The organism is Sinorhizobium sp. B11, from assembly GCA_039725955.1.
In the GTDB taxonomy this organism is placed as follows: Bacteria; Pseudomonadota; Alphaproteobacteria; order Rhizobiales; family Rhizobiaceae; genus Rhizobium.
Genome location: CP091034.1, coordinates 3,208,505 through 3,229,768, shown reverse-complemented (window position 1 = coordinate 3,229,768; position 21,264 = coordinate 3,208,505). Strand labels below are relative to the sequence as shown.

20 protein-coding genes and 1 pseudogene are annotated in these 21,264 nt (G+C 59.6%); 10 read left to right on the top strand and 11 right to left on the bottom strand.

Going from position 1 to position 21,264, the window contains the following annotated elements; genetic code table 11:
• Nucleotides 1-15: 15 nt before the first annotated feature.
• Together LVY75_26110 and LVY75_26105 are read right to left on the bottom strand one after the other, a co-directional pair.
• Nucleotides 16-2,373: an EAL domain-containing protein gene (locus tag LVY75_26110; GenBank protein XAZ22261.1), complete on the bottom strand. Its 2,358-nt coding sequence runs from the start codon at nucleotides 2,371-2,373 to the stop codon at nucleotides 16-18.
• 185 nt (nucleotides 2,374-2,558) lie between these two features.
• Nucleotides 2,559-3,170 carry a 50S ribosomal protein L25/general stress protein Ctc gene (locus LVY75_26105; protein XAZ22260.1) on the bottom strand — a complete coding sequence of 204 codons (612 nt, stop codon included), beginning with the start codon at nucleotides 3,168-3,170 and terminating at the stop codon, nucleotides 2,559-2,561.
• A gap of 413 nt (nucleotides 3,171-3,583) precedes the next feature.
• Between LVY75_26105 and LVY75_26100 the strand changes: the two genes are divergently transcribed.
• Nucleotides 3,584-6,373 (top strand): EAL domain-containing protein, encoded by a 2,790-nt coding sequence (locus LVY75_26100; GenBank protein XAZ22259.1) that lies wholly within the window; start codon nucleotides 3,584-3,586, stop codon nucleotides 6,371-6,373.
• Nucleotides 6,374-6,430: 57 nt separating this feature from the next.
• Complete coding sequence (locus LVY75_26095; GenBank protein ID XAZ22258.1) at nucleotides 6,431-7,978, top strand: hypothetical protein; 1,548 nt, start codon at nucleotides 6,431-6,433, stop codon at nucleotides 7,976-7,978.
• A 267-nt stretch (nucleotides 7,979-8,245) separates the two neighbouring features.
• On the opposite strand, the gene LVY75_26090 is transcribed toward LVY75_26095, so the two are convergent.
• The 6 genes from LVY75_26090 to lgt all read right to left on the bottom strand — a co-directional run bounded on the left by LVY75_26090 (nucleotide 8,246) and on the right by lgt (nucleotide 14,259).
• On the bottom strand, nucleotides 8,246-9,178 hold the full coding sequence (locus LVY75_26090; protein ID XAZ22257.1) for a ribose-phosphate pyrophosphokinase: 933 nt from the start codon (nucleotides 9,176-9,178) through the stop codon (nucleotides 8,246-8,248).
• 105 nt (nucleotides 9,179-9,283) lie between these two features.
• Complete coding sequence (locus LVY75_26085) at nucleotides 9,284-10,129, bottom strand: hypothetical protein (protein ID XAZ22256.1); 846 nt, start codon at nucleotides 10,127-10,129, stop codon at nucleotides 9,284-9,286.
• Between the two features lie 103 nt (nucleotides 10,130-10,232).
• Nucleotides 10,233-11,384 carry a Xaa-Pro peptidase family protein gene (locus tag LVY75_26080; GenBank protein XAZ22255.1) on the bottom strand — a complete coding sequence of 384 codons (1,152 nt, stop codon included), beginning with the start codon at nucleotides 11,382-11,384 and terminating at the stop codon, nucleotides 10,233-10,235.
• A gap of 5 nt (nucleotides 11,385-11,389) precedes the next feature.
• Nucleotides 11,390-12,184 carry a peptidoglycan editing factor PgeF gene (pgeF, locus tag LVY75_26075; protein XAZ22254.1) on the bottom strand — a complete coding sequence of 265 codons (795 nt, stop codon included), beginning with the start codon at nucleotides 12,182-12,184 and terminating at the stop codon, nucleotides 11,390-11,392.
• Nucleotides 12,185-12,287: 103 nt separating this feature from the next.
• Entirely contained in the window at nucleotides 12,288-13,388 is a 1,101-nt protein-coding gene (locus LVY75_26070; protein ID XAZ22253.1) for a class I SAM-dependent methyltransferase, read from the bottom strand.
• A 19-nt stretch (nucleotides 13,389-13,407) separates the two neighbouring features.
• The gene (lgt, locus tag LVY75_26065) at nucleotides 13,408-14,259 is read right to left on the bottom strand and encodes a prolipoprotein diacylglyceryl transferase (GenBank protein XAZ22252.1); all 852 of its coding nucleotides are present in this window, start codon (nucleotides 14,257-14,259) and stop codon (nucleotides 13,408-13,410) included.
• 192 nt (nucleotides 14,260-14,451) lie between these two features.
• Here lgt and LVY75_26060 point away from each other — a divergent pair, with 192 nt between their 5' ends.
• The 4 genes from LVY75_26060 (at nucleotide 14,452) to LVY75_26045 (ending at nucleotide 16,793) form a co-directional block, all read left to right on the top strand.
• A complete protein-coding gene (locus tag LVY75_26060; GenBank protein XAZ22251.1) occupies nucleotides 14,452-14,712 on the top strand; it encodes an accessory factor UbiK family protein in 261 nt (86 codons plus the stop codon).
• 400 nt (nucleotides 14,713-15,112) lie between these two features.
• Complete coding sequence (locus LVY75_26055) at nucleotides 15,113-15,613, top strand: YbjN domain-containing protein (GenBank protein XAZ22250.1); 501 nt, start codon at nucleotides 15,113-15,115, stop codon at nucleotides 15,611-15,613.
• Nucleotide 15,614: 1 nt separating this feature from the next.
• Nucleotides 15,615-16,442, top strand: a complete 828-nt coding sequence (proC, locus tag LVY75_26050; protein XAZ22249.1) for a pyrroline-5-carboxylate reductase — start codon at nucleotides 15,615-15,617, stop codon at nucleotides 16,440-16,442.
• Nucleotides 16,443-16,451: 9 nt separating this feature from the next.
• Nucleotides 16,452-16,793 (top strand): tRNA-binding protein, encoded by a 342-nt coding sequence (locus LVY75_26045; GenBank protein ID XAZ22248.1) that lies wholly within the window; start codon nucleotides 16,452-16,454, stop codon nucleotides 16,791-16,793.
• Nucleotides 16,794-16,838: 45 nt separating this feature from the next.
• Here LVY75_26045 and LVY75_26040 read toward each other — a convergent pair whose 3' ends face one another.
• A complete protein-coding gene (locus LVY75_26040; protein XAZ22247.1) occupies nucleotides 16,839-17,408 on the bottom strand; it encodes a DUF1349 domain-containing protein in 570 nt (189 codons plus the stop codon).
• 2 nt (nucleotides 17,409-17,410) lie between these two features.
• Nucleotides 17,411-18,055: an MBL fold metallo-hydrolase gene (locus LVY75_26035; protein ID XAZ22246.1), complete on the bottom strand. Its 645-nt coding sequence runs from the start codon at nucleotides 18,053-18,055 to the stop codon at nucleotides 17,411-17,413.
• A gap of 278 nt (nucleotides 18,056-18,333) precedes the next feature.
• Between LVY75_26035 and LVY75_26030 the strand changes: the two genes are divergently transcribed.
• On the top strand, nucleotides 18,334-18,951 hold the full coding sequence (locus LVY75_26030; GenBank protein XAZ22245.1) for a DUF1236 domain-containing protein: 618 nt from the start codon (nucleotides 18,334-18,336) through the stop codon (nucleotides 18,949-18,951).
• Nucleotides 18,952-19,117: 166 nt separating this feature from the next.
• Nucleotides 19,118-19,384: a hypothetical protein gene (locus LVY75_26025; GenBank protein XAZ25834.1), complete on the top strand. Its 267-nt coding sequence runs from the start codon at nucleotides 19,118-19,120 to the stop codon at nucleotides 19,382-19,384.
• Between the two features lie 170 nt (nucleotides 19,385-19,554).
• Here the strand turns inward: LVY75_26025 and LVY75_26020 are convergent.
• Nucleotides 19,555-19,691: pseudogene (locus LVY75_26020) on the bottom strand (branched-chain amino acid aminotransferase).
• Between the two features lie 357 nt (nucleotides 19,692-20,048).
• Here LVY75_26020 and LVY75_26015 point away from each other — a divergent pair.
• On the top strand, nucleotides 20,049-20,540 hold the full coding sequence (locus LVY75_26015) for a MarR family transcriptional regulator (GenBank protein ID XAZ22244.1): 492 nt from the start codon (nucleotides 20,049-20,051) through the stop codon (nucleotides 20,538-20,540).
• Complete coding sequence (locus LVY75_26010) at nucleotides 20,541-21,242, top strand: response regulator transcription factor (GenBank protein ID XAZ22243.1); 702 nt, start codon at nucleotides 20,541-20,543, stop codon at nucleotides 21,240-21,242.
• Nucleotides 21,243-21,264 lie beyond the last annotated feature (22 nt).

Sequence of the window (21,264 nt, the reverse complement as noted above, 5' to 3'; positions counted from 1 at the left end):
CCGTATCTCGTCAATTCATGAAGCGCGCGCCACATCCGAGAGCGAGCTGCTCAATTCCTCGATCAGCCTGGCGGCGTTCTGTGGACGGTGGAACAGATAGCCCTGACCATAATCGAGGCCCATCTGGTGCAGGGTGCCGCATTCTTCCTCGGTCTCGATGCCTTCGGCAATCACGGTGCAGTTCATCTTGTGCGACAGCGTCGTGATGCCCTCGATCAGCATGCGGCTCTTCTGGCGCACGTCATCGTCAGCGTCATTGATGGCGCGGGTGAAGGACTGGTCGATCTTGATGATGTCGACCGGAAAACGATTGAGATAACTCAGCGACGAGTACCCGGTACCAAAATCGTCAAGCGCGATGCGGCAACCGAAACGGCGCAGTTCCGTCACGATCATGCGGATCTGCGGGTTGTCGTGCATCAGCACCGCTTCCGTGATCTCGACGACGATACGATCCGGCAGAATGCCGTGGCGGCCGAGGATGGCGGCGAGGCGGGCGGCGAGCGCCGGCTCGAATTGCAGCGGCGAGAAATTGATGGCGAGATAGGTATTCTGCATGCCGGGCAGGCGAGAAATCTTCGCCAGATTGGCGATCGCCTTTTCCATGATGACATTGCCGACGCGAACGATCTTGGCAGTCTCTTCGGCCACGCTGATGATCTCGGCCGGTGGCATAAGACCCTTCTGCGGATGGTTGAGGCGCATCAGCGCCTCGAAGCCCGCGATGCCGCGGCCGTTGAGGTTCACGATCGGCTGGAGATAGGCCTCGAACCAGTCGTCGGCGAGGCCGGCTTCGATATGCGCTTCGATCTCGGCACGCCGGCGGGCATGGTCGAGCATGCCGTTGTCGAAAATCCGTGCGCCGTTCTTGCCGTCACGCTTCTTGGCATACATGGCCATGTCGGACTTCTGCAGCAGTTCGGCTGCCGTCGCAGCATGGCGCGGATAGATGGCGATGCCGACAGAGGCGCTGAGATGCATGTCCGGGCCGAAAGGTGTCTCGAAGATCGAAGCGATCTGGTCGCACATGGCGCGAGCGCGCTTCTCGGCATTCTTGGCGGGCAGCAGGATGGCGAATTCATCGCCGCCGAGACGGGCAGCTTCATCGGAGGGAGCAAGCAACGTCTTCAGCCGCTCGACGAGTTCGATGAGGGCCGCGTCGCCTGCGGCGTGGCCCATATTGTCGTTGATCCACTTGAAGCGGTCGAGGTCGACGAAGAGGCAGGCGAGTTCCTGATCGGCGGCATCGGCGGCTGCGATCTTGCTGTCGAGTACGGCTTCGAAGCCCTGGCGGTTCAACAGACCTGTCAGATGGTCCGATATCGCCTGGCGATGATTGCGGTCTTCGGAGGCCTTCAGTTCCGTCACATCGGTCATGACGGAGAGCGACTGACCTTCCTGTCCTTGGGTCGTCAGCGCCGACTCCATGATCAGGGCGTCCATGATGCGGCCGTCCATGCAGATGAACTTGACGGTGACGTCACCGGTGCCGTTCTCACGTTGGCTCTTGCGATTGACGAACTTGTCGCGGGTGAAGGAGGTCACGAGATCGGAGAAATTCCGGCCGATGACGGCGGCGCGGTGATAACCGGTTGCAAGCAGCCAATAGTCGCTGACGGCGGTGATGCGATCTTCGTCGTCGAGCGAGAAGAGCATGGCGGGCGTCAGGTCATAGATATCGGTGGTGCGGCGATGCGCGAGCTTCAGCTCGGTTTCCTCATTCTCGAGCTTCGTCTGCATTTCGTTGAAGCTCTGGGCGAGGCGGCCCATTTCGTCGTTCGACCGCCAGTCGACATGATGGCGGGAGCCGAGCTGGCGTGTCGCCTCGATTGCGGCCGTCAGGCGCATCAGGGGCTGGATGACGAAGATGCGGTTGCCGATGAGCGCGGTGGCGAAAACGGCCAGCACCGCGAAGATGAAGATCGAGACGAAAACGACCTCTTCCTGCTTCAGGCCGGAAAACAGGCCGAGTGCCGGATAGAAGACGGAAATGCTGCCGAGGTTTTTCGGCCCATCGACGGTGTTGTAGATGATGGCGCGTGATACCTGAACCAGCTTACCGTCGAATGACCTCGGAATGGTCGACTGGCTGACATCGAGCTGGCCGGATTGATCGCGCACTTCCACCTTAACGATGGCACCCTGCGAAACGACCGTCGCGCTGATCTGGGTTACGCTGTCGGCATCAAGATCCCAAAGCGGCTTGGCAAGCGCCTGGGCATTGGCAACAAGAAGAACGGAAATATGGTCGCGTATTTCCTTGTCGGCGCGTTCGGAGGAAAGGAAAAGAAAAAGAACAAAAAGGGGGGCTACAAAAACAAGCAGCGCGCCGCAAACAATCGCAAAAAATCTGTTCTCAACGGAATTATTCATGGTTCCGTTTGCTCCACGGGGTCGGAATATTCTGCGGTCACGCAGCAGGGCGGGGACTTCGCAACCAGCAGGAACATGCTTCCATGAATGTGTTAAATGTTGCTGAAATGGGCCTTTTCCGGAAATGAAAAAGCCCGCTTTCCTCAGGGAAAACGGGCTTATGCTTTACAAATTGGTAGAAGCGATCAGGCTTCTGCTTCGCCTTCGGCAGCGGACTCGTCGATGCCTGCAGCCGGAGCAACGATCGTTGCGATCGTGAAGTCGCGATCGGCGATAGTGGGCGTAACACCCTTCGGCAGCGTGACTTCCGAAATGTGGATGCTGTCGCCGATCTTGTGGCCGGAGAGGTCAACCGTGAAGAATTCCGGGATCGCGTTTGCCGGGCACTGAACTTCGACTTCGTGACGAACGATGTTCAGAACGCCGCCGACCTTGAGGCCCGGGGACTTGTCTTCGTTGACGAAGTGAACCGGGATTTCAACGGTAACCTGGGTGTTGCCAGATACGCGCAGGAAGTCGACGTGCATCGTGAAGTCGCGGACCGGATCGAGCTGGTAGTCCTTCGGCAGAACCTGGTACTTCTTGCCGTCGACGTCGATGGTCGCAACGGTGGTCATGAAGCCACCGGCATGAATGCGCTTCGTCACCTCATTGGTGTTGATAGCGATGGAAATCGGGGCCTGCTTGTCACCATAGATGACAGCGGGAATAAAGCCGTTGCGGCGGAGTTCACGGGCGGACCCCTTACCAACCCGTTCGCGCGCCTCGGCCTTGAGCTCGTAAGTTTCGTGGCTCATGGCTAGTCCTTTCGAGGTTATTTGGAGAGCCCGCGGCGGGCAAAAAGCCTTGTGCCGTCGGACCGGAGGCGGGCGTGCCCGTCCTCATCCGCGTTGCCTCCAAGGGTGTCTACGCGGACGCGTGGCCTATAATATAAGTGTCACGGAAACGCAAGCGGTGACAGGCTCTGTCGAGAAGAGCATGTCGTCGGCCATATCCTGCCCATCGCGTCTTGCCGTAATACACCCGAAAAATCGCGCAATGCAATCGTTGGTATTGCGAGGGTGGCACCAAAACCACTGATAAGCTTTCGTTGTCCGGGCGTTAATCACAAAGTCGAACAGAAGGTTCCACTTTGCCTGCAAAGGCGCCGGATTATCCCTTCTTTAACGCGGTCAGATCGATGTCAGGCTTGAAAAGAATGGGTTTTCTCATGTTTGCGATCGCATACTGCCTGACATACCAACATGACCTGACGCTGGTTCTCCTGGCTGCCGCACTATGCCTTGTGTCCAATCTGGGAACGATCCTGTTCTTGAGAAGCGCTGGCAGGGCAAAAGGTGTGCCGCGCTGGATCTGGCTTTCCGTGGCCGGGGCAGCGGGCGGCTTCGGTATCTGGTCGACGCATTTCGTCGCGATGCTCGCCTATGATCCGGGCATCGTCGTCGGTTTTGATCGCGATCTGACGCTTATTTCACTCGGCGCGGCCTTTGCCTCCACTTTTGTGGCCGGCCTTGCTGCCGTGTCACTTGCGGGCTCCCAGGCCAATATTGCCGCGGGCCTGGCTTTTGGCGTCGGCGTCGCAGCCATGCATTTCATCGGCATGGCCGGACTCCAGGTTCCAGGGACCATCGTCTGGGATCGGTATCTCGTTGTCGTTGCGCTGATCATATCGGCGGCCATGGCGACCTGGGGATTTACGCTCACAAAGAACTGGAAGGGCTCGAACTGGAGCATTCTCTCTGCAGCGTCCGCACTATCACTCGGCATCGTCCTCATGCATTTCACCGCGATGGGGGCGCTGACGATTATCGAAGGAGGCGCAAACGCGATCGAGCCGCAGGCGCTTTCGAAGCCGTTTCTTCTGGCGACCATTCTTGCCGTATCGATCTCAATGCTCGCCTCGGGCATTTCGGCATCGATCATTGCGTTTCGCGCCGCCAGGCAGGCGAGTGCAAGCGAAACCAGGTTCGAGCTGCTCCTGCAGGGCGTGACAGATTACGCAATCTACATGCTCGACCCTTCAGGCATCGTGACGAACTGGAATACCGGGGCGGAACGCGCCAAGGGCTATAGCGCCGCTGAAATCGTCGGCCAGAGCTTCGCACGGTTCTACTCCGAAGAGGATCAGAAGAATGGTCTTCCGCAGCGTGCGCTCCAATCCGCTCTCGCCAACGGCAGATTTGAAGCGGAAGGGCTGCGTTTTCGCAGGGATGGATCCTCGTTCTGGGCACATGTCGTCATCCAACCCGTGTATGATGATGACCATCATCTCATCGGATACGTGAAGATTACCCGCGATATCACGCAGGCAAAGATCGACGGGGATCGGATCAGGGAAGTATCGAGGAACCTCGATCTGGCACTCGAGAACATGAGCCAGGGCATCTCGATGTTCGACCGCAATGAGCGGCTGATCCTCGCAAACGCCAGATATAGCCAGCTCTTCGGGTTTCCCGAGAATTTCATTCGCCCGGGCCTTGCCTATTCCGAGATCGTTCGCAGCGGCTATCAGATCGTCTTTGGCGATGGCGACGCCGCAGATACAAGGGCGACCGATCATTATCGCCGGCATATGGCGACCATGCGCTCCGGCCAGAAAACCCTGGTGCATCAGACGACGAGCGGTCGCTCGATTCTTGCGACATTCAACGTTCTGGCGGATGGCGGCTGGGTTACGACATTCGAAGACATTACCGAACGACTGGCACGCGAAGAGAAAATCGCGTTCATGGCCAAGCACGATGCGTTGACTGGCCTTCCTAACCGTCCCACGTTCAACGACTATCTCTCACATCAGCTGACAATCGCCAAAAGGCTGTCGAGCAAGGTTGCGGTGATTGGCATCGACCTGGACAAGTTCAAAGAAATCAATGACCAGATGGGTCATGTCGCAGGTGATTTCGTGTTGAGCACATTGGCCGCCCGCTTGAACGGAATCCTGCGCGACGAGGAGCTCGTCGCCCGACTTGGCGGCGATGAGTTCGCAGCCGTGAAGCGCTTCAACGACAGGGCAGAGCTTGACGACTTCGTTGCGCGGCTGGAAGCTACGCTCATGGAGAAGATGGATTTCGAGGGACACCATATCATCCCCGGCGCCAGCGTTGGCGTCGCACTTTACCCCGAGGCCGGCGAAAATGCCGAAACGCTTCTCGCAAACGCAGATTTGGCCATGTATCGTGCAAAGCATGAGGTCGGGCGCAATGTCTGCTTCTATGAAGAATCCATGGATGAAGCGTCTCGTGACAGACGAAGGCTGGCGCGTGACCTCTGGACCGCGATCGAGCGTGACCAGATGTACCTTCACTATCAGGTGCAGAAGTCGGTCGCGACCGGCAAGACGACCGGCTACGAGGTACTGCTCAGATGGAACCATCCTGAACGCGGAAACATCTCGCCCGTCGATTTCATTCCGATTGCCGAAGAATGCGGCGCGATCGTGCCCATCGGAGAATGGGTCCTTCGCGAGGCATGCAGGGAAGCGGTCAGCTGGAAGGACGACATCAAGATCGCCGTCAATATTTCGCCCATCCAGATCGCCCATGCAAACATAGCCGAGCTCGTTCGCGCCGTGCTCCAGGAAACCGGCCTGCCGGCATCGCGGCTCGAACTTGAAATAACGGAGTCGTCGATCATCGTCGACAAGAGCAAGGCGCTGGTTGCAATGCGCGCGCTCAAGCAGCAGGGCGTCGCTATCGCCATCGACGATTTTGGAACAGGCTATTCGTCACTCGAGACCCTTCGCTCATTCCCCTTCGACAAGATCAAGCTCGATCGCAGCTTCATGAACGAAGTCGAGACGAGCCAGGAGGCGAAAGCGGTCATTCGGTCCATCCTGGCCCTCGGACGCGGGCTGTCGATTCCGGTGCTGGCGGAAGGCGTGGAAACGCTGAGCCAGCTCGAGCTGCTGACGTCGGAAGGATGCGATGAGGCTCAGGGCTACTACTTTGGCCGCCCGGCACGAATGGAAAAACAAGCCGCTGCACTCAACACTGCGGCTTGACACCGGAAGATATCCGATCTTCCTATGCCGCATTCAAAGCGGCTGAGGAGAGTACGGATGCGTCTCAAACTTGTCACCACGACGAGCATTATTGCCCTATCGCTGTTCGGGGCAGCGAATGCGGCTGAGATCAATCAGGATGGAGCCAACAAGCTTCGCGACAGCCTGACGAAAGTGTTGCCTGACGATTTTGCAAAGAGCGGTTTTCTAACCGTCAACCCGGCGGGTAGCCGATACGAGATCATTTATGATTTCGCCAAGCTGCTCAGCAAGGTCGACACGACCAAGGTCGTGGTGAATGGCCTGACACCATGGTCGGTTTTTGCCACGCCGCTCGACAGCGGTCTGTGGAACCTTGAAGGCAATAACAGCTTCAATATCTCCGGCAACCTCAAGGGGCCGGATGACAAGGCCACGGATTTTACCTACTCGATAGCATCGATGGTCTATGACGGCGTTTTCGATCCTGCGATCGCGTATCTGCGCTCCGGCAATTTCAAGGCCACTGACATTCGCGTCACGTCAAAGTCCGATATGGACCAGGTCGACGCGACATTTGCGGGCATGGACTACCGGCTCGATTCGACCGACAGCGCCAGCGGTAATGGTCGTCTCGATTTCAAGGCCAACGGTTCGCTTTCCGCGCTGTCGGAGACCGTCACGAGCCCGCAGATGCCACCGGTCAACATCAAGGCGGATTCGATAGACTTCAACGCCGATGTCGCCAGCCTGCCGGCGAAGGAAATCCGCGATATCGTCTTCTTCATCCTGGAGCATATGGACGAGAAGGAACTGAGCAAGGAGGATGGCGAAAAGCTGAAATCGGTGCTCAAGGCATCGTTCCCGCTATTTTCCTCGCTCAATGAATCGATCACGGCGAACAACCTGACGGTCGGTACTGCCGCAGGTAACGGTGGCGCCAAGGCGTTCGGCTATAATTTCTCGATCGCCGGGCCGAGCGACGCCGTCCGGTTTGCCTTCGGTATGAACGCTGCAGATGTGACGCTCGATAGCCCTGTCGTGCCGGCGAGCTACCACGCCTTCCTGCCGAAGAGCATCGATATGCAGATCGCCGTCCCCGACATGGATTTTGCCGCTTTCGGCGACGAGTTCATGAAGATCGATTTCTCGGCCGGCAGCAATTCGGAGGAAAGCGGCAAGCAGGCGGCCGAAAAGCTTTTCCATGATGGTATGCTCGTCGTCGACTTGCCGAAGTTTACCGCGGTCTCCGACGTCTACGATATCGACGTCACCGGCAAACTGCTGGGCCGCATCGATACGCAGAAGGACTATTCGGTTCAGGCTTCGGTCCTTGCGCGCGATCTCGACAAGTCGATCGCCGCCATTCAGGAGCTTGCCAAGAGCGATCCGAACCTCCAGCAGGTCTCCTTCGGCATGATGATGGCCAAGGGCTTTGCCAAGACCGATCCGGATGGCCGCTCGCGCTGGGATATCAGCGTTGCCGGCGACGGTTCGGTGGCGGTCAACGGTCAGCAGATCAAGGGACCGGATGCCGAGGAGCCGGATCAGAGCGAGGATCAGGATCAAGGGCAGGAACCCGATCAGGAACAGGAACAAGGTCAGGAGCCGGTACAGCCGCAATAAGGCCTTCGGCTTGCAATCTGAAAATGAAAAGCCGGCTCCGTGCCGGCTTTTTTGAACCGGCACCGAAAGTCGAGGTCAAGTCAGCCTCTGGATGACGGTGGCGAAGGGCTTTACTCAAGAGGGAGACGGCCGTTCATTGTGGGCCGTTGTTCGACATCCGGATGGTTCTGTGACGGTGAATAATCAGCCCTTGATAGGGCTGAGTGAGACCGGACAGTAACAAGCATACAAGCCGAAACAAAAGCGCCGGTCGAATGCCGGCTCTTTTTAGTCGAAGAGGCTCGAGACGGACTCTTCCTGTGCCGTGCGGCTGATGGCTTCGCCGATCAGCGGTGCTGTCGTGACGACGCGGATATTGTGGGCCGAAAGGACGGCCGTCGTCGGCTGGATGGAATCCGTGATGACGAGTTCGCGCAGCTTCGACGAGGTTACGCGGGTGACCGCGCCGCCGGAGAGCACGCCATGGGTGATGTAGGCGGTGACGCTGGAAGCGCCCTTGGCGAGCATGGCATCGGCGGCGTTGCAGAGCGTGCCGCCGGAATCGACGATGTCGTCGATCAACAGGCAATCCTTGCCGGTAATATCGCCGATAATGTTCATGACTTCGGATTCACCGGGCCGATCGCGACGCTTGTCGACGATGGCCAGAAGACAGTCCAGCCGTTTGGCGAGCGCGCGGGCGCGCACCACGCCGCCGACGTCAGGCGAGACGACCATGACGTTGCTGAGGTCATAATGGCTCTTGATGTCGCGCGTCAGAACGGGCAGGGCGAAGAGGTTGTCTGTCGGTATATCGAAGAAGCCCTGGATCTGACCGGCATGGAGGTCGAGCGTCATGACGCGGTCGGCGCCGGCTTCGGTAATCAGGTTTGCAACCAGCTTGGCGGAGATCGGGGTGCGGCCTGAGGCGCGACGATCCTGGCGGGCGTAGCCGAAATACGGCAGCACGGCGGTGATGCGGCGGGCTGACGAACGACGCATGGCGTCGATCATGATCAGCAGCTCCATCAGGTGGTCATTGGCAGGAAAGGCGGTCGGCTGCACGAGGAAGACGTCCTCGCCGCGGACATTTTCCTGGATTTCCACGAAGATTTCCTGGTCGGCAAACCTTCGGACACTGGCTTTCCCTAAGGGAACATTGAGATAGTTGCAGATCGCTTCGGCGAGTTGCCGGTTCGAATTGCCTGCGAAAACCTTCATCTTGGTCCGCCTGTTATGCGCTGATAGCCGCGCTTTTTAGCCAGCTTCCCGGTGAATGCAAGGGCTAAGGCATCACATACTTTTATATTTATAAAAAGCTTGTGACTAACCGCCCTGGCTTTGCCGCCAGGATGTAAATTCCGAAATCGTTTTGGAGGCGATCTGCTGCATCACGGAGGCGGGCACGCCGGCCCAGGGATCGGTTGCCGCCGTCGGCACGCTTTCCTGTCCCTGAATGCGGTGCAGCCGGCCGCCGGCATTGTCCAGCACATCCCAGACATAGACCACGGTGACCTTGCCTTCGTCGCTGAAGGCGGAGAGGTAACCCTTCAGAATATAGTCGCTGCTGGTGTCGTTGGAACTCTTGATGGCAAGGCCATGGGCGCGGGCTTCCGTCCCGAGCTGGCGGGACAGCGGGGTCACGGCCTGCACCGGCGCACCGATGATGGGCAGGAAGCGCACGGTATTGCCGCGCGCCGACGTCGATGAAGAAACGGACGGATCAAGCGCTGCCGTCTGTGTCGGCTGACGCGACGGCGGTTGTTCGGCAGCGACGGTCGGTGGCGCAAGCGACCCGCTTTCGATCGGTCCGGACACAGCGGGCGAAGAGCCGTTGCGGGACAGCGCATCGGCTTGGGCCTGCATGGTCGTCGGCGGAGCGCCGGTGCCGGGCCGGTAGGTCTGCGCCTGATAATCTGGCTGGGTCGGATATGTCTGCTGGCTATAGGCTGGCGTATAACCGTTCCGACGGGGTGCAGTTGGAAATGTCTGCTGCGGCGCTCCGGCCATACGCTCGGCTTCGCCCTGCGTCACCGGTGTGGATGACCGCTGGTCCGCAGAGGAGTCGCCGATTTCCATCGGCGGCGTGAGCGTCAATGCATCGGTCGTGTTGCAAGCAGAAAGCAAGGCAAGACAGATCAGGAGCGTGGGCGCAGTCGCAACTCGCGTCATCCCTCGGTTCGTCCCTTCCCACGTCAGCATCAGCCCCGTGCGAATTTATGGGGGTGGGGGGACCTGTCTGTCAATTCCGGATTCTTGCCGGTGATTGCAGAACTTAGGCGCCGATGAAATCCAGCGGATGGCGTGAAAGCGCACGCGGGCCTTCATCTGTCGTCAGATAGGTCTGTCCGAGCGTCATGGCCGTACCTGTATCGGAATCGGCGATGATCATGTGCACGAAGAGCGACATGTTGGGCTCGATCGGCTGCGGATTGCCTGCATGGAACATCTGATGCTCCATCCAGGAGGGCGAGAAACGGGCTCCCAACGAATAGCCGCAGGCATTGAGGCGATGGCGGGCGAGGCCGCGCTCGTCCATGATCCTTGCATGCATGTCGAAGACATCGCCGAAGGTGTGGTCGGGCTTCAACACGGTCTCGATCGCCTGGATCGTCTCGAGGCAGGCATTGTAGAGCTCGCGGTGGCGGTGTGTCGGCTCGCCGATGACGATCGTGCGCATCATGGCGGCATGATAATGCGCGTAGGCGCCGGCCCATTCGAGTGTCAGCTGGTCATTGGCATCGAGCTTGCGACGGCCAGATTTGTAGCGGCAGAGCAGGGCGTCGGCGCCTGAACCGATGATGAATTCGTTGGCCGGATAGTCGCCACCACCGGTGAAGACCGCGCCTTGCATGGCCGCAAGAATATCGGCTTCATCGGCGCCAGGCTTGGCCAGGCGGATCGCAGCATCCAGCGCGTCGTCGGCCAGCACGGCCGCTTGCTCGACATAGGCGATTTCGGTCGGGCTCTTGATGAGGCGCAGGCGGCTGAGGAGGTAGGAGGCGTCACTGATCTGGCCGAAGGTCGTCAACTGCGCGTCCACCAGCCGGGCGACGCGGCCGGTCATGCCATGCGTGTCATATTCGACGCCGATACGGGCGCCGAGCAGGTCCATTTCGACCAGCAGATTCTTGAGATCCATCGTCGGGTCGGCGTTGACGCGATCGACCCAGACATGGATGTCCTCGATAACGGAGGTGTGCCGGGCCTGGCGCAGGTCGGCCGAGCGGGTAAGGAGCGCCATGGTGCCGTCAGCCTTGACGACCAGCGTCTGGAAGAAGCAGTAGCCGAAGGTGTCGTAGCCGGTCAGCCAGTACATGCTCTCTTGTGCAAAAAGCAGCAGCGCATCGAGCTTTTCTTCCTTCATCTTGTCCGTCAGGCGGGCGAGGCGGCTGGCGAATTCAGCCGGTTCGAAATGAAGTGCCATGCTGCTTACATCTCCCTGATGCTTATCGCCGAAATCTGGCGGCCGTAATCCGGCTCCTTTTTATGTGTGGTCCGGCGATAGGAAAAAAAGCGCTCGCTATCGGGATAAGTGCAGACACCCAGGCTTTCGGCGCGCACGCCGGCGTTTTTCAACCGTTCGACGGTCAGTGCCGGCAGATCGAACATTGCGTGGCCCGCTGACCGGGAGGGGATGAAGTAGCGTTCGTAGGTCGGATCATAGGCAAGGAAGCGCTCGACGAATTCCGGGCCGACCTCGTAACTTGCCTGGCTGATCGAGGGGCCGAGACAGGCGACGATATTGTCCCTGGTCGCGCCAAGGGCCTCCATGGCATCGATGGTGTTTTCAAGCACGCCGGTCAGCGCGCCTTTCCATCCGGCATGGGCCGCGCCGATGACCCGAGTTTCCGGATCGGCAAACAGGATCGGGCCGCAATCGGCCGCAAGCACGCCGAGCGCGATGCCCGGTGTTGCCGTGACCATGGCATCTGCCTGCGGCCGGTCGCCGTCATAGTCCGGTCCGATTGTGACGACATCGGGGGAATGGACCTGATGGACCGTCGCCAGCCGCTCGACCGGCAGGCCGAACCAGGCGGCGACGCGTCTGCGGTTCTCCTGCACATTTTCGCGCTCGTCATGCGAGCCAAGGCCGACATTGAGGCCGCGATAGATTCCCTGGGAAACGCCGCCCGCACGGGTGAAATAGCCGTGGCGGATCGTGCTGCCGGCCGCTTCGTTCAGCAGCGCGCTTTCGATCGGTGCCGGAGAGTCCGCATCTGTCATGTGATATTCCGGTTTTTTGGAGGGGATCGACGTCGTCTCCGCCGGCTCTTGTCCGGCGAAGCACTGTCATTTGCCTGGATGTTGGCGAGCGCGATGTTGTCTGTCAATCCACCGGGCGGAACGGCATCAGGTCGATTGCCGGATGCGAGACGGCCAGCACCTTGAAAAGTTCACCCATGCGGCCTTCCCCAGCTCCTGCCAAACGGTCGACGGCGCTCTGGATAATCTGCTGCGTGTGCGGCTCGCGGTCGCGGCCCAGTGCGGCGGCGCGCTCAAGGATGCCAAGGCCGGTCAGGAAATCGCCCTGATGCAGCGCGCCGTTAATATGGAGACCGGCGGACGCCGCCGTTTCGGCGAGCTGCTGGAAATCGACGTGGCTTGTGAGGTCCGCTTCGCCGGGATGGGCAAGCGGCGGATCAAACTCATGCATGCGCACGGCCTGCAGCGTATCGCCGAAGCCGGTGACGAGGTGTCCGTAGTCGATTGCAAGCGCCGTGCCGCTGAAGGCCCGCAGCCTTTCGCAGACGGCACTCATGACCGCCTGACGGGCAGGCGAAATCTCAAAGAGCGTGCCGACGGGGACATTCTGCGCGGGCTCCGGCAGCAACGCCGGATCGATGCCGGCGACGCCGGCGGCAAACATCAACTCGCCCTCGGCATCGAGACCGACCATACGTTCACGGAAGCCGGTCGGCGTACGGATGAACTGGCGGATCGGGATCGCGTCGAAGAGTTCATTGGCGACCATCAGGGTAAAGCCCGGCGGTACTTCGTCGAAGCCGGCATGCCAGCTGATCTTGCCGGCATAGGCTTCCAGCGCCTGGCTCTGGACATCGCGCAGGCGTTCGCTGGTTTCGACGAGATGGATCGTCATGTTGTCGAAGAGCGGCGGAGCGATGCGTGAAATCACACGCAGCATGTCCGCCATCATCGTACCGCGGCCCGGGCCGATCTCGACCAGGCGAACGCCAGCAGGCGTTGAATGGCGCTGCCAGGCGTGAACGACGAAAACGCCGATCATTTCACCGAAGAGCTGGCTGACTTCAGGCGCGGTGACGAAATCGCCGGAGCGGCCGAAGGGTTCGCGGGTGCGATAATAGCCGTGTTCGGGATCGGCCAGGCAAAGCGAAAAGTAGTCGGTGACGCTGATCGGCCCGTTTGCCTGGATGATCGTCTTGATCTTTTCGCCCAAAGCGGTGGTCATGGCAACAATTCCGGTAGCTTCAGTGCTGCAAGGCAGCGGCCTGTCGGCGGGCGCGGAAGATCGCCCAAAGGCCGAGCAGGATCATCGGGGACGACAGGACCATTCCCATCGTCAGCCAGTTCGTTCCCAGCAGGTAGCCGAGCTGCGCATCCGGCTCGCGAAAGAATTCCACGAAGATACGCGAGAGCGCGTAGCCGCAGACGAAGACGCCGGTGATCAAGCCGGGGCTTTTCAGCGCCTTGGTGCCATAGACGAGTGCGGCAAGGACGAGGAGCAGTACGATACCTTCAAGGCCGGCTTCGTAGAGCTGGCTCGGATGGCGGGCAAAAGGGCCTCCCGTCGGAAAGACCACTGCCCATGGCACATCCGTCAGCCGGCCCCAGAGCTCACCATTGATGAAATTGGCGATACGGCCGAAAAACAGGCCGCAGGGCACGACAGTCGCGACGATATCGAAAAGGTTCCAGATCGGAATGTGGTTGCGGCGAGCAAAGAGGATCATGGCGATCGTCGTGCCGGCCAGGCCGCCATGGAATGACATGCCGCCGTTCCAGATCTGCACGGCGCGGATCGGATTTTCAATAATGGCGCCGAGATCGTAGAAAAGGATGTAGCCGATGCGGCCGCCGAGAACGATGCCGAGTGCGGCCCAGACGATGAAGTCGTCGAGCTGGGCCCTTGTTATTGGCGATTTATTGTGCGGCCAGAGCGCATCGTTTGCCGCGATACGCCGGGCATAGGCCCAGCCAAGCAGGATGCCGGCGACATAGGCCAGGCCGTACCAATGAATCGCCAGCGGGCCGATCGAAAAAGCGATCGGATCGATATCAGGGAAAGGCATTATAGCAAGAAGATCAGCAGCTATCGGCAAGGTTTTCCCACCCGTTGAGATGCGCGGAACATGACCCTGCGATCTCTGGGGGTCAAGTGCATTGTTCGTCACGGCCCTGCGCGCAAGGGCTTATCCCGTGTAAAGCGCTTGCATCCTTAACGGCGAAGCCCTACCTCCATTTCAGAGGCCGCAGGGTCTGACATTCACGTCGTGCGAAGGGAGAAATACGCCATGACGACCGGAACGAACCGCATCATGGATGAATTCGCCAAGCTGATGACCGATGCCGCGGGGGCCGCGCAGGGCGTGCGCAAGGAAGTCGAAACCGCCTTCAACGCCCATGCCGAGCGCTGGCTGAACAGCATGGATGTCGTCAAGCGCGAGGAATTCGAAGCCGTGCGCGAAATGGCTATCAAGGCCCGGGACGAGAACGAGGCGCTCGCCGCCCGCATCGCTGTGCTCGAAGCCAAGCTCGCCGCAAAGGGCAAGTGATCTCAGCTTAAAGAAGATGCTGTATAAGGTGCGGCGTGGCCCATATGTAACATGCCGCATCCTCGATAAAAAAATCGGGTGTGATTTTTCACCTGTGGACACTGCCAAAAAAGCCAATGGGCAGAGTCTTTTACCTCCCCCGCTGAATCTGATTCCATAAGTGCTTTCCACAGCAGGTCCGGCCAAAATTCCGTGAAGGGGGCTGGCAGGCCGCGAGGGCCATTATAGACTGATTTTAAATGATGATTCGAAGCGAATGGTAAGCTCCGGGCAGGTTCACTGCGTTAGTCTGGCAGCGGTTCAACGATCATCCCCAGTGGTTGTTTCCGGTATTGCGTGTGTCTCGTTTTGTGTTTTTCACGAAGTTAGGCCGCATTCATTCCGGTCAAGAAGGTGCTGCATGAGCCTTATGGAATTGGAAGTCGAACGCCAGTCGAACCCGGTCGACATGATCGAGTACGTGGCTTCAAACAATGACTGGGCCTTCGAGCGCTCCGGCGAAGACGAGATCGCGATGACGGTCGAAGGCCGCTGGGCCGACTATCACGTCTCCTTTTCCTGGATGGAGGAATTCGAAGCGCTGCATCTCGGCTGCGCCTTCGACATCAGGGTTCCCGAAATCAGGGTCAACGAGGTGGTGAAGCTGCTCTCGGCGATCAACGGCCAGGTGCTGATGGGTCATTTCGACCTGTGGCGCCAGGAAGATGTCGTCATCTTCCGCCAGTCGCTGCTGCTTGCCGGCGGTGCCGAGCCCACCAATCGTCAGGTCGAGGTGCTGCTTTCGAGTGCACTCGACACCTGCGAAGCCTATTATCAGGCTTTCCAGTTCGTCGTCTGGTCCGGCATGGAAGCCAACAAGGCGATGGAGGCCGTTCTCTTCGAAACTGTCGGCGAGGCGTAACATGCCTGCGATTACCTTTTCCGCCACCAATCCGGTTGTCCTCATCGGGGCCGGCAATATGGGCGGCGCGATGCTTTCGGGCTGGCTGAAGAGCGGAGTTCCGGGCTCTGCTGTCCTCGTTGTCGATCCTGGCCCGTCGCCGGCGATGATGTCGACGATTGCCGATGCCGGCGCCGCGCATGTCACTGCCGCTCCGGCCGATCTTAAAGCCGGCGTCTTATTTCTTGCGGTGAAACCGCAGGTGATGGAGGCCGTGCTTCCCACGGTCAAAAGTGTCGTCGGGCCTCAGACAGTGGTGGTTTCGGTCGCGGCCGGCAAGACACTGGCCTTTCTTGAAAAGCATCTCGGCGAGGCGGCGATGGTGCGCGCCATGCCGAACACGCCTGCCATGATCGGGCGCGGCGTGACGGGCGCCTTTGCCAATGCGCGTGTCAGCGCCGAACAGCGCGACGGCGTCAATGCGCTTCTTCGTGTCTCCGGTCCTGTAGAATGGGTGCCTTCCGAATCCGATATCGATTCCGTGACGGCGGTCTCCGGCAGCGGGCCTGCTTATGTTTTCTATCTCGTCGAGTGCATGGCAGAAGCAGGCCGCAAACTTGGCCTGCAGGCGGACCTTGCCATGCGTCTTGCGCGGGAAACTGTGGCGGGGGCTGGTGAGCTGCTGCACCAGTCCCCCGACGACGCTGCGCGCCTGCGCCAGAACGTGACCTCTCCCGGCGGTACGACCGCTGCCGCTCTTTCCGTGCTGATGGCGGAAGACGGTATGCAGCCGCTGTTCGACCAGGCGCTTGCGGCAGCTCGCAAACGCGCCGAAGAACTTGCCGGCTGAGAGGCGGTCATGGCCGAAGAGATAAGCTTTGGAGATTTCGAGCGCGTCGACATTCGTGTCGGCACGATCATCGAGGCGAATCCATTTCCGGAAGCGCGAAAGCCGGCGATCAAGCTTCTGATCGATTTCGGCCCCGAGATCGGCGTCAAGAAATCTTCGGCGCAGATCACGATTCATTATTCGCCGGAACGGCTCGTCGGGCGACAGGTACTCGCCGTCGTCAATTTTCCACCGCGGCAGATCGGTCCGTTCCGCTCGGAAGTGCTGACACTCGGTTTTGCCGATGAGAAGGGCGATATCGTCCTTGCCGCGGTCGAGCGGCCTGTGCCGAACGGCCAGAAGCTGATGTAGGCCGTCAGACTTCCTTGTCGTCGATCGGCACCTTTGCAAGCAGCCTCAGTGAATGTCGCGCGAGAGCGGATCGCCCAACGTGAAATCGTGAAAGACAGCTTCGAAGCCGGCACGCTGCGGTGAACAGAAGACCGGGCCGACGAGCACCTCCTCAAGGGCCGGATCGAACCAGGCGAGGCGGGCCATGCGCCATTCGTCCATAGTGTCCGTACTGTACTGAATGAACAGGGCGTCGCCGTTGCGGGTGGCGCGGATCGAGATGGCATCGAAATCATGGCCTATGCGGAAAGCCGACCAGTCTGAATTGCCGTTGGTAACCACGGTGCTGAAGTGCCTGGCCCCATCGGTATATTCGATGCCGCATTTCATCCAGTGCTTCTCATCGGCGCGGATCATCAGGCCGGCCTGATCGTAAAGCGCTTCATAATTGCCGGAGAAAGTAACCTCGGCAGTGAAGTCACCCTTGCGGCTTTCATGCAGGAAGTGACCATCGTCGCGATGGAAGCCGTAATAGGTGCCCTGCCAGAAATCGGTCTTTTCGCCGGAGCGGACATGGAGCGCGCCGTCGCGCTCTTCAAAGAAGGGCGGCGGGTTCAGCCAGCTCATATGCTTCATGCTCAGATCTCCTTCAGGAAGGGATTTTCACGGCGTTCGTCACCGATGCGGCTTCCCGGTCCATGGCCGCAGATGAAGCCGACATCGTCGCCGAGCGGCAGCACCTTGTCCCTGATGGAGTCCAGGAGCTGGCGATGATTGCCGCCGGGCAGGTCCGTGCGGCCGATCGAGCCGTTGAAGAGCACATCGCCAAGATGGGCGAATTTCTGCGCACGGTTGAAATAGATGACGTGGCCCGGCGCATGGCCCGGCGTGTGATAGACCTCGAATTCGTGAGAGCCGAAGGAGATCTTGTCTCCATCCTTCAGCCAGCGGTCGGGCACGACGTTCTGCAGGCCCTCGACGCCATATTTCGCGGCCTGAGTTTCGATGCGCTGCAGGAGCGGCAGGTCGTCCTCGTGGGGGCCGACGATATCGACGCCGAGCTTTTCCTTCAGTTCCTTGGCGCCGCCGGCGTGGTCCAGATGGCCGTGGGTCAGCCAGATTTCCTTGATCTTCAGGCCGTGCTCCTCGATTACCCCGACAATAACCGGGACGTCGCCACCGGGATCGACGACCACCCCTTCCTTCGTATCGGGATCGAAGAGAATGGTGCAGTTCTGCTGGAAGGGGGTTACCGGAATGATGCCGGCCTGGAGCATGCCCATGAATGCCTCGTTTCGTCTTTTCAATCGCCTGTCTCTATAGGCGCAATTGCGGTCGAAGGCAGCCGGAATTTTCGGCTGGTTCACGCGGAAACGACAGGTCGCAACAGGAATTTATCGGGTTCGGGAGAGTTGCGCGGCTTCGACTTGTGGACGCTTTATGAAGCGATTTCAAATGTTTGCCACTGTCTTCTTTACGCCATTCTTCCGCCTTGCCTGATGCGGCGGAACAACCACGCAACCCGCGCGTTGTCAGCCCATCGCAACAAGGAGACCTTACAATGACCTTGAAGAGAAACCTTTTGCTGGCAGGCGCCTTTCTGGCTGCGAGTGCCGGCCTTGCTCAGGCGGAGATGGTGGCGACGTCCATCAACGACCTGAACATCCGTTCGGGGCCTGGTCCGCAATATCCGTCCGTCGGTCTTGCCACGCGTGGCTCGACCGCAGTTCTTGATGGCTGCATCGAAGGCAGCCGCTGGTGCCGCGTCGATGTGAATGGCGTGCGCGGCTGGGTCTATGCCGAATATCTGCAGGTCGATCAGGGCGGTTCTCCCGTCATCGTAGAGCAGCATCGCGGCGATCTCGGTGTGCCTGTAGTGACCTATGAGACAACCGCCAGCGTCGTGCCGGCAGAGCCGATGCCTGCGCCAGGCGACGAACTCATTGGTCCGGTTGGCTCGGTCGAGACCATCACGCCACCGGAGGAAGTCCGTACCTATATCGATACGACGCCGGGGCAGGCTGTACAGCTTGGCGGTGATGTGGTCGTCGGCGCCGAAGTGCCTGCGGACGTGACCTTCCAGACGATTCCGGATTACCAGTATCGCTACGTGCGCATCAACGACCGACCGGTGCTGGTCGATCCGGGCACGCGCCGCATCGTCTACGTCTATCAATAAGCGGCAGAAGTGACAGGCGGCCTTCGGGTCGCCTTTCTCATATGTCGCAGCTCCCGCGTGGGTTGTCATGTATCTCTACTTCCTCTCTGGAATATGATAATATTCTAACATGCCATCCGGTGATGGCATGAGTCGGCGATCGGGGAGATCGCCAGAGGAGGAAATGATGGAAGCTCTACTTCCGCTCATCACACAAGTGATTGCAGGGGCAGTCGGCGGCAATGCTGCGAGCGCCGCACTGAAACAGACGGCGATCAACGTCGTTGCTCGAACGATTGCGGGCGCAATTGGCGGTATTGGCGGCGGCATGCTGCTCAGCATGCTCGGCGGTGAAGCTGCAGCGACCGGGCTGATCGCCGACGGTATCGGTGGGCTGATCGGCGGCGGCATCCTTTCGACGCTTGCCGGGCTGGTCATGGCCAAGGCACGCTGAAGGTTCGGCACGCCCGACGCAGGACAACCAAATGGCCCGTGGACGACACGTCTGGCTGGGCTGTCATGATTGGCGAATGATTTATTCGGCAGCGATTGCCGCGGCCGGATAGATTTCCTCCATGGGTTGCTCCTCAAGCGTTCGGAGATGGTCGCCGGCGCGATGCTACAACCGATTTCGGATACGGGAGTAATTTCCGCGGCCGAGCCCGTAGGACGCATCCGGAGAAGCCGCTTGGCTCTTCCGGGAAGATTGATTGTTCGACGGCTTCAATGCCGCGGCGGCCGGTGAACTTGATCACCGTCTGCGGGTGTGCCGGTCCTCAAACAGGCCGGGATGGACCTCGATTGCGGTTCGCCTGACACAAAACGCCATCGCAGCTGCGCCATGCGATCGGCAGCAGATCAGAATGCATCCTTGCCTCTCCCGGCGCTTTTGCGCCATGTCAGTTGATTGTTGTCCCCATTACGTTCTATCCACTGACGTTGGGGGAAATTGCGCGTTGTGTTGGAGATTTGCCAGGCGGGCTTTAGTTTCCGGAAGGAGGAGCCCGTGCGAGGCCTCCTGCAACGTCCGGGGAAACGACCACCGACGTAATGCCAATAAGGCGGGCATGCTTTTGTGCAAGCTTCGCTATATCGCGCCAAGAGGAAGGGAATGCCGAGTGCCACGACAGACCAGCTCGAAAGCAGGCAAACCTGAGCCGCTGGCCACGCCGATGGAAGATACCGGGATCATCGATTTCGAGATCATCGAGCTGTTCTTCTTCGCTTATCGTGACTTCGTATCCGATCCCGACGCCATTCTCGAAAAGAGTGGTTTTGGTCGCGCGCATCACCGCGTCGTACATTTCGTCAACCGAAATCCGGGAATGACGGTCGCCGATCTGCTCGATACGCTGAAGATCACCAAGCAGAGCCTTGCAAGAGTGCTGAAACAACTGATCGATTCAGGCTATATTCGGCAGGTGGCCGGCCCGGAGGATCGCCGACAGCGCAAGCTCTATCCCACCAAATCGGGCAGGGAGCTGGCTCTGGCGCTCGCCGAGCCGCAATCACGCCGTATTGAACGGGCATTCGGGGGAGCTACCCCGGAGGCACGGGAGGGCGTAAAGGCATTCCTCAGAGGCATGCGAGACAGACAGAAGGCGGATTGAATGGCGGTCAAGACAGGCATTTCCGATGACGCGGCGCATCTTCTCGTCGTCGACGACGATACCCGTATCCGTGCGCTCCTGAACCGCTACCTGACGGAAAACGGTTTTCGGGTGACCATTGCCTCTGACGGGGCGGAGGCGCAGCGCAAGCTGGAAGGGCTCGATTTCGACCTGATCATCATGGACGTGATGATGCCCGGCGAATCCGGCATCGAAGTGACACGCGGGCTCAGGGCCGTGAAGAACGTGCCGATCATCATGCTGACGGCGCTTGCAGAATCCGACAGCCGTATTGCGGGGCTTGAAGCCGGAGCCGACGATTATCTTCCCAAGCCCTTCGATCCGCGCGAACTTGTCCTGCGCGTCAACAATATCCTGCGGCGCAACAGCAGTGGCGATACGCCGAAGATCGAGCAGATCATGTTCGGTCCTTACACCTTCTCGCTCACGCGCAAGGAGCTGAAGAAGGCTGCGGAAGTGATCCGCCTGACGGACCGTGAGCAGGAGATCATGCTGCTTTTTGCCCGTCGGGCCGGCGACACGATCCCGCGCCACGAGCTGATCGGAGACGATGCCGAAGTCGGCGAACGTACGATCGACGTGCAGATCAACCGCCTGCGCCGCAAGATCGAGGATGATCCTGCCAATCCGGTCTGGCTGCAAACGGTGCGCGGGATCGGATACAGACTGAGTATCGACTGAAACGACGGGTTCGGGACCGGCG